Raw genomic sequence first — 14,566 nt, forward strand, 5'->3', positions numbered from 1 at the left:
CAATGTTTGGGTGCCCCTAGGTTAATATCTGGTTATAGAATCGGCATACTCCTTAGAAGATTGCTTTGGGAGTGGAATCTGTGATTCCACCAAGTCTCCATTGGAGATTGTATAACCTTTTGTAACTGAAGGTTTTTTATCCACAGATTCTTTGCCACTGAGCAGATATACAGACTTGTTGTTCAACTCTACCGTGGTAATTTTAATATAAACGAGTGGATTTCCATAAAGGGAAGATGTCTTAATTTCATTATTAGATTTATAAAGTGCTATGTTTTTAATGTGGTGACCCAAACAATCCATTTTTGTCGTCCAAGAGAAAACACCGAATTGCTTATCCTGTGATACCAAAAAGCTAATTTTGTACTTATCTGCGTCAAAAACGTTTACCAAACCATCAAATTCTTTTTGGGACCTTACGTCTTCAATTATTCCTCGCATTTTTTCATTGATGGAGACTGCTTCATCCAAATTTGTACAGTCCGAAACATCAATTTGATGTAATTGAATCAATAAATGATCCAATTCAGCAAAGGTACCCTTGGCATCAAATTGTTTAACCTCTGTGTTATTGGAAGTGTTACAGCTTGTGAAATGTAGTAGAAGAAATCCAAAACCAATAAATAGGAAAATGATTGTTTTTAATCTCATAGGGATGCAATTTTTATATAAAATTGAGGTATATATATCAATGATAATGTAGGTAATCAACCAATCGCCTATATGGATTGATGGATGGGCAATTTCACTTTATGGAGATTTCAAGTGATAGTCTTGAACCATTGATACTTATACACATGATGTGAGACATAATGTTTAGCTGGAATAAGTAGTATCTTTGTTTTTAATTCCTTTTTAATCAGGGATATATTTTTAAGCTAATGGCTGAGTTGATAAAACTTTACGAAGAAAACCCTAACCCTAAGCAGGTCCAAAAAATTGTGGATGTGCTTAGGAAAGGAGGTCTTGTAATTTACCCAACGGATACTGTCTATGGACTTGGTTGTGATATAACCAATTCCAAGGCATTGCAACGCATAGCCAGAATTAAAGGTATAAAACTGGAAAAAGCTAATTGGTCGTTCATTTGTGCGGACTTAAGTAATTTATCGGATTATGTTAGGCAAATTGACAGTTCAACATTTAAAATATTAAAACGAACCCTTCCCGGACCTTATACTTTTATTTTACCCGGGAACAATAATCTGCCCAAGGATTTTAAAAAGAAAAAGACGGTTGGAATTCGCGTGCCCGATAATGCAATTGCAAGGGCTTTGGTGTCAGAGTTGGGACATCCTATTGTCTCTACCTCAATTCGTGATGATGATGATATTTTGGAGTACACCACAGACCCTGAGCTTATTTTTGAAAAATGGCAAAACCTTGTGGATATTGTAATTGATGGGGGATACGGTGATAATGTTGCATCCACGGTAATCGACCTTTCCGGCGACGAACCCGAAGTTGTGCGGGAGGGCAAGGGAAGTCTTGAAATTTTTTAAATAAAAAAAGCGACCATTTGGCCGCTTTTCTACTTTTTAAGCTAAAGCTTATTCTTATTTACCGGTACCACCGATAGCAGGATCTTTCATTCCTTCTTCGATCATGTTATAGAACTGATCGATTTTTGGAAGTACAACAATTCTTGTTCTTCTGTTTTTGGCTCTGTTGGCCGAAGTATCGTTGTCTACAAGTGGCACGTAGTAGCTACGCCCAGCAGCTGTCATTCTAGCAGGGTCTACGCCAAAATCATTTTGTAGAATTCTAACAACAGATGTTGCTCTTTTGGCACTAAGATCCCAGTTGTCTGCAAGTTCCGCAGTTTTAATTGGTACATTGTCGGTATGGCCTTCGACCATGAATTCAAAATCAGGTTTGTTGTTTACTACTTTAGCTACTTTACCAAGTACTTCTTTGGCAGCACTGGTTACGTTGTAGCTTCCGCTTCTAAACAATAATTTGTCCGAAATGGATACGAATACCACACCTTTTTCAACACTTATTTCAATATCTTCGTCATCCAAGTTGCCCAATACCCCTTTAAGGCTCTGAACCAAAGCAAGGTTCACGGAGTCTCTACGTGTAACGGCATTTTGTAGTTTTCTAATGGTAAGATCTTTTTCTTGAAGACTCTCAAGGGATTTCTCAAGGTTTTCAGCACCTTTTGTGGTAAGCGTTGTCAAGTTGCCCATGTTGTTGATGAGCTCTTGGTTATTGGCTTTTAGGAATGCGTTTTGATCTTCGAGGGTTTTTAACCTAGAACTTGCAGTTGCTTTTTCTTCCAAGCAATCGTTGAGCTTAACGGTTGCAGAGTTCAATAGGTCTTGCGTTTCTTTTTGTTTGGCTTCAAGATCTGCATATTTCTTTTGCGATACGCAAGAAGATAATAGGAGGGTCATCGCCAATGTTCCTAGAAAGATTTTTTTCATAGTTCAAAGTATAATTTAAGGATTGTTAGATATATCAAATATTAAAAAACTAAACCAAAATTAGATAAAAACCAAGGTACCTATATTTCGGCTTCGTTAATCTTTTACTAAAATGTTAAAACTAGCTACTTGATGTACGAAATAGGACCATACTATGGATGTCGTTACATAGTATTTTAATATAAAATTAGCTTTTTCGCGCTTTCTGTACATTTTTATAAAGTTAGCATAAAAACTGAGATGAGCCTTGAGGATTGCGAAACAGTGATCAAACTTTAATTGGAGTATAAACCGTGCTGCAGCAATGGCATCCAAAAGCAAGCGAACAAAAATTATAGGAAAGGCCTTTTTTCTAGGAAGGTTTTTTGTGATGGAGTATAGAGAGTTCCTAAAATTGAGAAAGGTTTTCTTTGGGTTCATATTGGATAATGTACTGCCTCCTAAATGATAAACATGACTTGCGCCAACATAAAACACTTTATGTCCAGCATTTTTCGCCCTCCAACATAAATCAATTTCTTCTTGGTGGGCAAAATAGTCTTCGTCAAAACCTTCTAGTTCTCGGAACACTTCACTTTTTATAAACATACAGGCGCCTGTTGCCCAAAAAACTTCTTTAATGTCATTGTACTGACCTTCATCCTTTTCAATGGTCTGAAAAATCCGTCCCCTACAAAATGGGTATCCGAACATGTCAATAAAACCACCTGCTGCACCAGCATATTCGAAATGGTCCCTTTTATTGAGATCCAGTATTTTGGGTTGGATTATGGATGCTTCCGGTAGCGTATCAAAAGCCTCTTGGATGGGTTCCATCCAATTTGGGGTTACTTCCACATCGGAATTTAGTAAACAGAAAATATCGGCCTCAATACTTTTAAGTCCATCATTGTATCCTTTGGCAAATCCTCCATTGGATTTATTTTGAACAATACCAATCGTAGGATATTCTCTTTTTAAAAAATCGATTGAACCATCCGTACTTGCATTGTCCACAACATAAATAGATGCACCCTTGGAATATGCCATAACCGACGGTAGGAACCTTTCTAGCAAGGCTTCTCCATTCCAGTTGAGTATGACTACGGCGATTTTCAAAACGGAGGCAAATTAACGGCTAAAATCAGGAATATCCTCTAAAAACCTATATTTTTCATTCTCATGATCCATTTCACAATAGTAATGTTCCAATCCATTGGTGACCATCAAGTGTTCAGCCTTTAGTTCGTAATTGTACCTTGCTATTTGATCAAAAGTGGATTGTGTGATTTTAATCTCTGGCGCTTTGCACTCAATCAAAAGAAAAATAGTGCCATCTGGATTAAAAACAACAACATCGTAGCGCTTCTTTAATTTGTTTACGGTAAGTTGTTTTTCCACATTGATAAGACTCTTCGGATAGTTTTTTGTAAACACCAAATAACGAAGCACATGCTGGCGTACCCATTCTTCAGGTTGGAGTACTACAAATTTTTTACGGATACCATCAAAAATGTACTGTCTATTTTGGCTATTTTTGATTCGAAACGAATAAGGTGGAAAGTTCAAATCTTGCATTGGACAAAACTGGTGAAATATTTTGAATGGACAAAGTAAAAGAGATTGTATCGGAAATCAATAATGGTAACCCAAAACCCATCTATTTTTTAATGGGGGAGGAGCCCTATTATATAGATCGAATCTCCCAATATATTGCCGAAAATGTGCTCACTGAAGATGAAAAGGGCTTTAATCAGATGGTGCTTTATGGAAAGGAGACCGCTGTGGATGAGGTAGTTTCAAATGCCAAACGGTTTCCCATGATGGCTCAGTACCAGGTTATTGTTGTAAAAGAAGCTCAGCATTTATCCAGAACCATAGAAAACCTTGTTCCGTACGCCGAGAATCCACAACCGACCACGATTTTGGTGCTTTGTTACAAGTACAAAAAGTTGGATAAGCGTAAAAAACTTTATAAAGCCATTAAAAAGAGCGGGGAGCTTTTTGAGAGCAAGAAATTGTACGACAATCAAGTGGCGGATTGGATAAGAAGAACCCTAGCGAACAAAAAATATAAGATATCACCAAAATCTTGTGTGATGCTGGTTGAATTTTTGGGAACCGATTTGAGCAAGATCAACAACGAACTGGATAAATTAACGTTGATTGTTCCTCCGACCACGGAGATTACACCGGAATTGGTTGAAGAACACATTGGTATCAGCAAGGATTTCAACAATTTTGAGTTGAAAAAGGCAATAGGGGAGCGCAATGTTAAAAAGGCCTCTCGCATCATGGATTATTTTGCCCAAAACCCCAAGGATAATCCTTTTGTAGTAACCATTACATTGTTGAACACATTCTTTACGCAGTTATTGCAATACCATGGACTTAAAGATCATTCTCCTGGTAATGTTGCAAAGGTATTGGGTGTAAATCCATACTTTGTCAATGAGTACGTAGTAGCAGCAAAAAACTATCCAATGAAACGGGTAAGTGGGATTATTTCAAGCCTTAGAACCTTGGATTTGAAAAGCAAAGGAGTTGGGGCTAATAATATGGCCCAAACCGATTTGCTAAAAGAGCTCCTTTTCGAAATAATATAAAATTACTTTTTATCCACACTATATTTACCTGGGCCTAGTAGTATAATAACCACAAATACGGTAAGGTAGAGCAAAGCTGTTTCTTTTCTTGCAAATGAATCTCCACCGAGTATAATAAATCCGGCAACGAACATAGTGAATGCTGTAGGAATGGCCGCCCAACGTGTTTTAAAACCGATAATTATTAAAAGAGGACAAACAAACTCAGCTACAACTACCAAAAAAAGTGATGGAGCTTGACCAATACCGAATGGATTGGCAAATTCTGTATTTCCGTTGATAAGATTCATGAGTTTGGGGTAACCATGGGTAAGCATGAATGCAGAAGGAACAATTCTTAACAATGCCAACCCTAGGTGTATCAAAGTGTTGTTTTTCATGTGGGGAATATTTTAATCCCCGTGAAAGTATTAATTATGTTTTAAAAAACGTAACAATCTTCGACGAAAAGCAGCTTTGTATTGAGGTGCCTTAAAACCTACCTAAGTTGTGGATATGATTTTGGATTCGATTCGTGCATGATTTGGTACACTTTTTCAAAAATATCCTCCGAATTTGGTTTGGAAAAGTAGTCTCCATCCGAGGCATAAGCTGGACGATGTGCTTTGGCGGACAAGGTTTGAGGCGCACTGTCCAAATACCTATAACCACCCTGTTTTTCAACCACTTCTTGCATTAAATATGCAGAACAGCCACCAGGCACATCCTCATCAATTACTAGGAAACGATTGGTTTTTTCTAGACTTTTTACCACATCATGGTTTAAATCGAAAGGTAGGAGTGATTGTGCATCAATAACCTCAGCGTCTATTCCTACTTCCAACAGGTCGTGGGCTACTTTCTCTACAATTCTTAATGTTGAACCGTATGATAAAAGGGTAATATCAGTTCCTTCTTTGAGTGTTTCAACTTTACCGATGGGCGTGCAGAATTCCCCTAGGTTAGAGGGCATTTTTTCTTTTAAACGATACCCATTGAGGCTTTCGATAATTAGTGCAGGCTCATCACTTTTCATAAGTGTGTTGTAGAACCCTGCTGCTTGGGTCATATTTCTAGGGACTAAGATGTACATCCCTCTCAATAAGTGGATTAAACCACCCATTGGGGAGCCAGAATGCCAAATCCCTTCCAAACGGTGCCCTCGTGTCCGGACAATGAGAGGTGCCTTTTGTTTCCCAACAGTACGGTACATAAGTGTGGCCAAATCATCACTCAATGTTTGGATAGCATATAGAATGTAATCCAAATATTGTATTTCGGCAATGGGGCGCAAACCACGCAGGGCCATTCCAATTCCTTGTCCAATTATGGAAGTTTCGCGTATTCCCGTATCAGCAACCCGAAGCTCACCATATTTTTTTTGAAGGCCTTCAAGGCCTTGATTTACATCGCCGATGTTACCAGTATCTTCACCAAAAACCAACGCTTCTGGATATTTACCGAACAATGCATCAAAATTATCCCTTAAAATAACCCTACCGTCCACATCGCTACCATTATTTGAATAGATTGGGGGTATGGGTTCTATTTCCGTGGCTTTGTTTCCAACCTCCTTATATAGATGGGAACTATATTCTGATTCATGGGTTACCAAAAAGTTATCGACCCACTGTTGAAGCTGTTTCTTTTCCGCCGTATTCTCTCCTAAAAGATAACGAAGTGCCATTCTTGATTTGGAAGCCAAGTCCTTTTTCAATGGCTCTTCAATGGCTATCAAATCGTTCTTTATTTTGTTTATAAAGGCCCGATTAGGACTTTGGGCAGAAACTTTTTCCAATAACTGAACCAACTGCTTTTTAGCTTCCAGTTGAGGTTTTAAAAACTCGGACCAAGCTTCTTTTTTGGCAGCACGAACCTTATGTTTTATTTCGCGCTCAACCTTTTTAAGTTCTTCCTCGGTGCTTATGCCGTTCTCAATGATCCACTCCCTAAAACGCTTGTTGCAATCATTCTCGCGCTCCCATTCCAAACGCTCAGGGGATTTATATCTTTCGTGCGAGCCTGAGGTGGAGTGCCCCTGAGGTTGGGTAAGTTCGGTTACATGGATAAGTACAGGTACATGACCTTCACGAGCTATGTCCGAAGCATTTTCAAATGCATGAATCAAAGCTGTATAGTCCCAGCCTTTAACTTTCAGTATTTCATAGCCCTTACTGTCCTCGTCACGTTGCAATCCACTTAGTGCTTCGGAAATACTTCCTTTGGTGGTATGATATTCCGAAGGTACGGAAATACCAAATTCATCATCCCAAATACAGATTACCATGGGTACCTGCATTACGCCGGCCGCATTGATCGTTTCGAAAAAATGTCCTTCACTGGTACTGGCATTTCCAATGGTTCCCCAAGCTACTTCGTTTCCATTATTGGAGAAATTGGTCTGATCAATTCCATCAACATTTCTGTATATTTTAGAGGCTTGGGCAAGGCCGAGTAATCTGGGCATTTGGCCGGCCGTACATGAAATGTCGGCACTACTGTTTTTTTGCTCTGTTAAATTCTTCCATGAACCATCTTCATTTAAACTGTGGGTTATAAAATGACCGCCCATCTGCCTTCCAGCGCTCATGGGTTCCTTTTCCAAGTCGGTGGTAGCGTATAGTCCATGAAAAAATGCTTTCGGACTTAAGTAGTCAAGCGCCATCATAAAAGTTTGATCACGGTAATAACCGCTCCTAAAGTCACCATCTTGAAAAGCTCTTGCCATGGCCAGTTGGGGAAGCTCTTTTCCATCTCCAAAAATTCCAAATTTGGCTTTTCCCGAGAGAACTTCTCTTCGTCCCATTAAGCTACATTCCCGGCTGGTGACCGCAGTCTCATAATCTTGAAGAATCTGTGATTTGAAATCGTCAAAGGAAATATCGTTGCTTGTGCTTGGGTTAGGTTTCATGAATTGTTGAAAGATTTCTGCGAAAGTACTAAAAAACCCTCAAAAAAGCAATATGCAACACTCTTAATAAAATGAAGAAATGTTAAAAATAAGGCGTAATAATTGCATATTGTGTAATTTAAAACATATATGAAAGCTTGTAATTATTGATTTGATAATTAAAACCACTTTCGGGTAAATAGTCCAATTAGGGTTCTTGGGCTTATGGTAACTATAAATCGAATACGTTCTCCATAGTCATCATCGGCTATTTCCCAACCTCTATTGGAGTATACAGGGAAGTATAATTCAAAATAATCTGTGACCAAATTTAGACGGATTCCTGAGTCATACACAAAACGCGCGTCATTCCCTTTGTTCTTTATAAAGCCAAGGTCTCCATAGGCTTCTACCCATCTCCAAATGTTGGTACTTGCATTAGTGGTGGCAATCCAATCGTTGGCAAATGGATTTTCCAGTTTTGATTTAAATCCTCCCTCGGCAATAATCACTTGTTGACTATATATACCGGAATCTTCAGATCTACCCAAGTATGCGAGGTCAAACATATAATCTGTTGGCCTGTCCAAGGCAAAACTGAAGAAATCTGACTCTGTTTTATTTCTCAAGAACTTACCGGCATAAAACCGCAGGTTCAATTGCCTGTTGCTTTGGAATAGTTTTCTGTATTCCATTTCAAAGGCGAGTTTCGTGAATTCACTGGAATGTTGTGCATCTACGGACCAAGATGAGTAGTTAAGAATATTATTGTCAACATCGGTATAGCGTACATTCATAACTCCGTAGTCGGGGTCGGTATCCAATTCGCCTACCAGATTTTCATCAATACTTCTGAACACGTTTCTATACCTTAAAAGGAGGTATTGCCTACGATTGGAAAGCATGTCGTTTGGGCGCCAACCAAAGCTTACCGCAGGGGTTAATGTAGAAAACCGTGAGTTTTCCCGAAAGTGCGAAGTAGATGCAGAAAATGAGTAGTTGGTAACATACAAACCTGATTTCTGATGATATTTTCGGTATCTAAAACTTGCTTTGCCTACAAGAGTGCGTTCCAAGAATGAATAGGTGGGCGATATATCATATTGAAACTGTCTCTCTAAAAATGTTTTATTGTAAAGCCTCAATCCGGGCGTTATACCATCATACAAGTTAAAATTTGCAATGGGCACATAGAAAACCTGATTGTAATAGGGGTTTTCAGTGTCTTTAAAAAACTGAAATTTCAATTTTTTGTTGCTCGAAAAGAATCCATTTAGAGTTTTCCAGTTATCCCTTTGGTTGAATTCGGGAATTTTCTGGTCATAGTTCAATACCAAGCGATCTTCACTTTTTCGCGGAATAGTAATAATCTTTGTTGAATCTATATCCGAAAACCAATAGTGAGATACAACAGAATCATTTTCAAGACCAAAGACAGATATGGGAACATTGGTTGCTCGTTTGTTCTTTAAAACAAACATGATGGAATCCTCTGTTTTTTCAACCTTCTTTATTTTAAAATCAATTTTTTTGTCTGTAGACACATACTCATCAAAAAACCAATCTACTTCCTTATCGGCATATTTTTCTATGGTTTCTCTAAAATCGGCAGCAGTTACTTGTTGCTTCTGTTTGTAATTTTTATAAAAATCCAACACGGTACTGTCTATTTTTTTCTCACCTAAGTAGGCGGATAGGTAAGACATTCCAAGGCCTGCCTTGTATCCGTTAGCGATTTTTTGGTTGAACTTGATCAGCGAATCATTGGAAGTTGTTAGGGCTTGATCAATATTTTTTCGCGCGGAAAGCATACTAAAGAGCGAATATTGCTCATTAAAGCCCATTTTTGCAAAATGGAAGTTTTTTAGGCCCCATATTTGTGAAAGTTTTCCCGCTAGTTTCTGGTCAGGGTAGAATTCTTCTACATATTTAATCATTAAATAGTAGCCAATGGCATCGTTTACCCATCGTTCTTTGCGAGGATTTAGATATAAAGACTCCTTTAAATAACTGCGAATGGCGGTTTTTAAAAATTTCATTTCAAATTGAAATTGTTCCTTGTAGGGTCTTATAAATGATGGGAGCTGGCTTATCCCATAAAGGGGAGATTTATTGTAATCGAACTCACTTACCAAAAGATTGTCGTGGGGATACTTCCCTAAGTTCTCATTGAGAAACTGGGCAATTTTATTAATTGAGATTCCGTGGGCTGTTTCATCATATTTATCAGACTCTATATCAGTAGTAATTGTTAAATACTCTGTAACGTGCTTGGTGAATCTATCGACAATGGATATGATGAGTTCGCAATTTTTTCTTTTGTCCCCAAATAGCTGGGCATGCTGCCCTCCTGGAAAATTGGAAACACTGGACATTCTATAATTTGATGCTAAGAACAATCTTTCGGGAAAGGTAAAATTGATTCTAGTATCCGTGACATCTGTATAAAGGTCATTAAGGTTTATATTATTATACAATTTCCAATCACCATCGAATACGGCTGGGGTAAAATACCAATCCTTTAAGTTGTATCCGCGACTATCGGTATGTCCATATCCCGTAAATTTTGCTTCGGGCAATCTTATGGTATAGGTGAAAAACAGTTGGATTGATTCTCCGGGCTTTAAGATTTCATTTAAACTGACAGAAATGATATCCATATTTCCTTCCCGATTCCAATCCAGCCCAGTGTAGTTTTCATCTACAATGGTTCTAATGGTGGTTTTTCCCCTTTCCCTATCCTTTGCCAAATGAAGGCTTCGGTTGAATTCTTCCGCAAATCGCTTGGCGAGTGCTGTGTTCTTATTGGAATAGGCGTGATTCCAATCATTAAAATAAAGAGTGGACAGCCCCTTGTTTGATTGGTTTACATAGGTAAAATGTTGGCGAATTCGTATTTGGTTAGTAGGTCCATCGAGAGTAGCCACTATTTCATTTTTGTGTTGCCCCCAAAGGGTGGGGCACACCATAATGATAAATAGCGAAATGCCAAGTAATGCTCGATGGTTATTCAATGCTATAAGATTAAAAATTTGGGCTCAGGGTTCTACCTTTATAAAAGGCATCTATTATTTCCACTACTTCATCCTCTGTATCTACTAATTTGATTAAGTCGAGGTCTTTTGGGTTTATGTTACCGGCCTCGACCAATGTATTTTTAATCCATTCTATCAATCCTTTCCAGAAATCCGTACCAACAAGAATTATGGGGAAGGTGTGTATTTTATGCGTTTGAATTAAGGTAAGTGCTTCAAAGAACTCATCCAACGTTCCAAAACCACCGGGCATTACTACAAATCCTTGGGAGTATTTTACAAACATCACCTTTCGGACAAAGAAGTAATCAAAATCAAGGCTCTTGTCCTCATCAATGTAAGGATTGTCGTGTTGTTCAAAGGGAAGGTCAATATTAAGTCCTACGGATGTGCCCCCAGCTAGGCTGGCACCTTTGTTTCCAGCTTCCATTATCCCGGGCCCTCCACCCGTAATTACACCATAACCAGCTTCAGAAATCCTTTTGGATATTTTTACGGCCAAATCATAATAGGGATGCCCTTCCCGAACCCTGGCCGACCCAAAAATGGACACACAAGGACCTATTACACTCATTTTTTCAAATCCATTGACAAACTCGCCCATAATTTTGAATATGGCCCATGAATCGTTTGTCTTGATTTCATTCCATCCTTTGGAATGTTGTTCTTTACGCATTTGCATAGTTGTAATGTATTTTAAACTGCTCGTGCAATTTTTTGTTTTGTATTGTCCAATTCTTTCTTTAAAAACTTGGCAGTATAACTTTTCTTATCTTTTGCCACTTCTTCCGGGGTTCCTTTTGCAACAACCGTTCCACCACCTCTTCCACCTTCGTAGCCAATATCAATAATGTAATCCATCATTTTGATTACATCCATATTGTGCTCTATCACCAAAATGGTGTTTCCTTTGTCCACAAGGCGGTCAAGCACTTCCATGAGCACCCTAATATCTTCAAAATGTAGGCCTGTGGTTGGTTCGTCGAGGATATAAAACGTGTTCCCCGTATCTCTTTTGGAAAGCTCTGTGGCCAACTTTACCCTTTGGGCTTCACCACCGGAAAGGGTAGTGGACTGCTGTCCTAATGATATATAACCTAAACCTACATCTTTTATTGTCTTAAGTTTACGATGAATTTTTGGAATATTCTCAAAGAAATCCACGGCTTCGTTGATGGTCATTTCCAAAACATCAGCAATGGACTTTCCCTTATATCTGATTTCCAAGGTTTCTCGGTTGAACCTTTTCCCGTTACAGGTTTCACATTCTACGTAAACATCGGGTAAAAAGTTCATTTCAATGACCTTAAGGCCTCCACCTTGACAAGTTTCACATCTCCCTCCGGCCACATTAAAACTGAAACGCCCCGGTTTGTACCCTCTAATGGTGGCTTCGGTGGTTTTGGAGAACAAGGAACGTATTTCGCTAAAAACTCCAGTATAGGTGGCAGGATTCGAGCGAGGTGTACGCCCAATAGGGGATTGATTGATGTCGATAACCTTGTCAATGTGTTCCAGTCCCTTAATCTTTTTATAGGGCATCGGCTTTTTCACCCCGTTAAAGTAATGTGCGTTCATAATAGGGTAAAGGGTTTCATTTACCAAAGTGGACTTGCCACTTCCTGAAACTCCCGTTACTCCGATAAGTTTTCCCAAAGGGAAATCTACGGTCACATTCTTCAGGTTATTGCCCGTGCATCCCGAGAGCGTAATCTTTTTGCCCGTTCCCTTGCGCCGTTTCTCTGGAACTGGGATTTCCACCTCACCTGTTATATATTGCGCCGTCATGGTATGGTGGTCGATTAATTCTTTGGGACTTCCTTGGGAAATGATTTCCCCTCCGTGTTTCCCGGCTTTTGGACCAATATCAATAACATGGTCCGCGCTTTCAATCATATCGCGATCATGTTCCACCACAATAACGGAGTTCCCGATATCGCGGAGTGCTTCAAGGGATTGAATCAACCGTTCATTGTCGCGTTGGTGTAAGCCAATACTGGGTTCGTCTAAAATATAGAGCACCCCGACCAATTGTGAGCCAATTTGTGTAGCCAGTCGAATACGTTGTGCTTCACCACCCGAAAGAGACTTTGAACTTCGGTTCATGGAAAGATAATCAAGTCCTACATCCAATAAGAAACCAACTCGTGCTTTGATTTCTTTTATGATTTCTTCTGCAATTTTCTTCTGGTTGCCTTCTAACGTTTCCTCCAAATTCTTAAAGAAATCGGCCAGCTCAGCAATGTCCATTTGTGCCAGTTCGGCAATATTTCTACCCTCTATTTTAAAATAGAGGGATTCCTTACGTAACCGGGAACCTTCACAGCTAGGACACTTCACTTGGTCCATATAGTCTTTGGCCCATCGTTTTATGGAAGTGGAATTGGCTTCTTCGTATTGGGTTTTGATAAAATTGGAAATTCCTTCGTAATCAATTTTATATTGCCTTTTTACACCCAAACTTTTGGAGTTCACTTCAAAACTTTCCTTGCCACCATTCAAAATAACGTTCATGGCTTCTTCCGGAATCTTTTCAATGGCATCCGAAAGGTCAAATTTGTAACGCTGCGCAATGGTCTCCAGTTGCTTAAAAGCCCAAGAATTCTTGTATTCGCCCAAAGGAGCAAGTCCACCGGATTTGATGGATACTTTCTTGTTGGGGATTATTTTATCTTCATTAACTTGAAACACGTGACCGAGTCCGCTGCATTCAGGGCACATGCCTTTGGGTGAATTGAAGGAAAACGTGTTAGGCTCAGGATTAGGATAGGAAATACCGGATGATGGGCACATCAAATCCCTGCTGAAATATCGGGGTACGGTTTCACCTTCCTCCAAGACCATAAGCACATTGTCTCCACTGTACATGGCTGTATTGATGGTTTCGCTCAACCGTTTATGGAAATCCTCGCTATCACCGACCTTTAAGCGGTCTATTACAATTTCAATGTCGTGCGTTTTGTAACGGTCTACCTTCATCCCTTTGGTAATGTCGGTAATCTCACCATCAACCCTAACCTTTACAAAGCCTTGCTTTGCAATCTGTTCAAAAAGTTCACGGTAATGCCCTTTTCTGGATTTGATGACAGGGGCAAGCACATTGATTTTTTTATCGAAATAGGATTCAATGATCAAATCTTTGATTTGTTCATCGCTGTAGCTCACCATTTTTTCACCCGTGTTGTAACTGTACGCATCTCCAGCGCGGGCAAAGAGCAAACGTAAAAAATCATAAACCTCGGTAATGGTCCCTACGGTAGAACGTGGGGATTTTGAGGTGGTTTTTTGCTCAATGGCGATTACAGGAGAAAGGCCATCTATTTTATCCACATCGGGGCGTTCCAATCCACCCAAAAATTGTCTGGCGTAGGCCGAAAAGGTTTCGATGTACCTACGTTGCCCTTCCGCGTATATGGTATCAAAGGCCAAAGAAGATTTTCCACTCCCCGAAAGCCCAGTGATCACCACCAGTTTTTCACGTGGAATGGTAACGTCTATATTTTTGAGGTTGTGGACTCGAGCACCCTTGACCTCAATATTTTCTTCGTAATTGATCATAAATCATAGCAAACCTCAAAAGTAGCGATTTGAGATGTAAAAAGGAAGGGGACTGAAGTTTCGTTTTCTTAATGAAAGCTATAAGAAATA

General features: G+C 39.3%; 11 protein-coding genes. 2 read left to right on the forward strand and 9 right to left on the reverse strand.

All coding sequences use genetic code 11. The features are described from left to right. Positions 1 to 21 precede the first annotated feature (21 nt). A complete protein-coding gene (locus tag ACQQ5U_RS02385) occupies positions 22 to 651 on the reverse strand; it encodes a hypothetical protein (protein WP_437395337.1) in 630 nt (209 codons plus the stop codon). Between the two features lie 230 nt (positions 652 to 881). Between ACQQ5U_RS02385 and ACQQ5U_RS02390 the strand changes: the two genes are divergently transcribed. Then, on the forward strand, positions 882 to 1,502 hold the full coding sequence (locus ACQQ5U_RS02390; RefSeq protein WP_437395338.1) for an L-threonylcarbamoyladenylate synthase: 621 nt from the start codon (positions 882 to 884) through the stop codon (positions 1,500 to 1,502). A 54-nt stretch (positions 1,503 to 1,556) separates the two neighbouring features. Here ACQQ5U_RS02390 and ACQQ5U_RS02395 read toward each other — a convergent pair whose 3' ends face one another. The 3 genes from ACQQ5U_RS02395 to ACQQ5U_RS02405 form a co-directional block, all read right to left on the reverse strand. Continuing rightward, entirely contained in the window at positions 1,557 to 2,429 is an 873-nt protein-coding gene (locus ACQQ5U_RS02395; protein ID WP_437395339.1) for an OmpA/MotB family protein, read from the reverse strand. Between the two features lie 96 nt (positions 2,430 to 2,525). Next, entirely contained in the window at positions 2,526 to 3,527 is a 1,002-nt protein-coding gene (locus tag ACQQ5U_RS02400; RefSeq protein ID WP_437395340.1) for a glycosyltransferase family 2 protein, read from the reverse strand. A gap of 12 nt (positions 3,528 to 3,539) precedes the next feature. Beyond that, positions 3,540 to 3,986, reverse strand: coding sequence for a type I restriction enzyme HsdR N-terminal domain-containing protein (locus tag ACQQ5U_RS02405; RefSeq protein ID WP_437395341.1), 447 nt, complete (start codon positions 3,984 to 3,986; stop codon positions 3,540 to 3,542). 26 nt (positions 3,987 to 4,012) lie between these two features. Between ACQQ5U_RS02405 and holA the strand changes: the two genes are divergently transcribed. After that, complete coding sequence (holA, locus tag ACQQ5U_RS02410; RefSeq protein WP_437395342.1) at positions 4,013 to 5,014, forward strand: DNA polymerase III subunit delta; 1,002 nt, start codon at positions 4,013 to 4,015, stop codon at positions 5,012 to 5,014. A 2-nt stretch (positions 5,015 to 5,016) separates the two neighbouring features. On the opposite strand, the gene ACQQ5U_RS02415 is transcribed toward holA, so the two are convergent. The 5 genes from ACQQ5U_RS02415 to uvrA form a co-directional block, all read right to left on the reverse strand. Beyond that, on the reverse strand, positions 5,017 to 5,394 hold the full coding sequence (locus ACQQ5U_RS02415) for a DoxX family protein (RefSeq protein WP_437395343.1): 378 nt from the start codon (positions 5,392 to 5,394) through the stop codon (positions 5,017 to 5,019). Between the two features lie 98 nt (positions 5,395 to 5,492). Then, positions 5,493 to 7,904 (reverse strand): alpha-ketoacid dehydrogenase subunit alpha/beta, encoded by a 2,412-nt coding sequence (locus tag ACQQ5U_RS02420; protein ID WP_437395344.1) that lies wholly within the window; start codon positions 7,902 to 7,904, stop codon positions 5,493 to 5,495. 158 nt (positions 7,905 to 8,062) lie between these two features. Continuing rightward, positions 8,063 to 10,897 (reverse strand): metalloprotease, encoded by a 2,835-nt coding sequence (locus ACQQ5U_RS02425; protein ID WP_437395345.1) that lies wholly within the window; start codon positions 10,895 to 10,897, stop codon positions 8,063 to 8,065. A 10-nt stretch (positions 10,898 to 10,907) separates the two neighbouring features. Continuing rightward, positions 10,908 to 11,594: a TIGR00730 family Rossman fold protein gene (locus ACQQ5U_RS02430; RefSeq protein ID WP_437395346.1), complete on the reverse strand. Its 687-nt coding sequence runs from the start codon at positions 11,592 to 11,594 to the stop codon at positions 10,908 to 10,910. Between the two features lie 20 nt (positions 11,595 to 11,614). Beyond that, positions 11,615 to 14,476 (reverse strand): excinuclease ABC subunit UvrA, encoded by a 2,862-nt coding sequence (gene uvrA / locus ACQQ5U_RS02435; RefSeq protein WP_437395347.1) that lies wholly within the window; start codon positions 14,474 to 14,476, stop codon positions 11,615 to 11,617. Positions 14,477 to 14,566 lie beyond the last annotated feature (90 nt).

It is taken from the genome of Flagellimonas lutimaris (assembly GCF_051494225.1).
GTDB lineage: Bacteria > Bacteroidota > Bacteroidia > Flavobacteriales > Flavobacteriaceae > Flagellimonas > Flagellimonas lutimaris_A.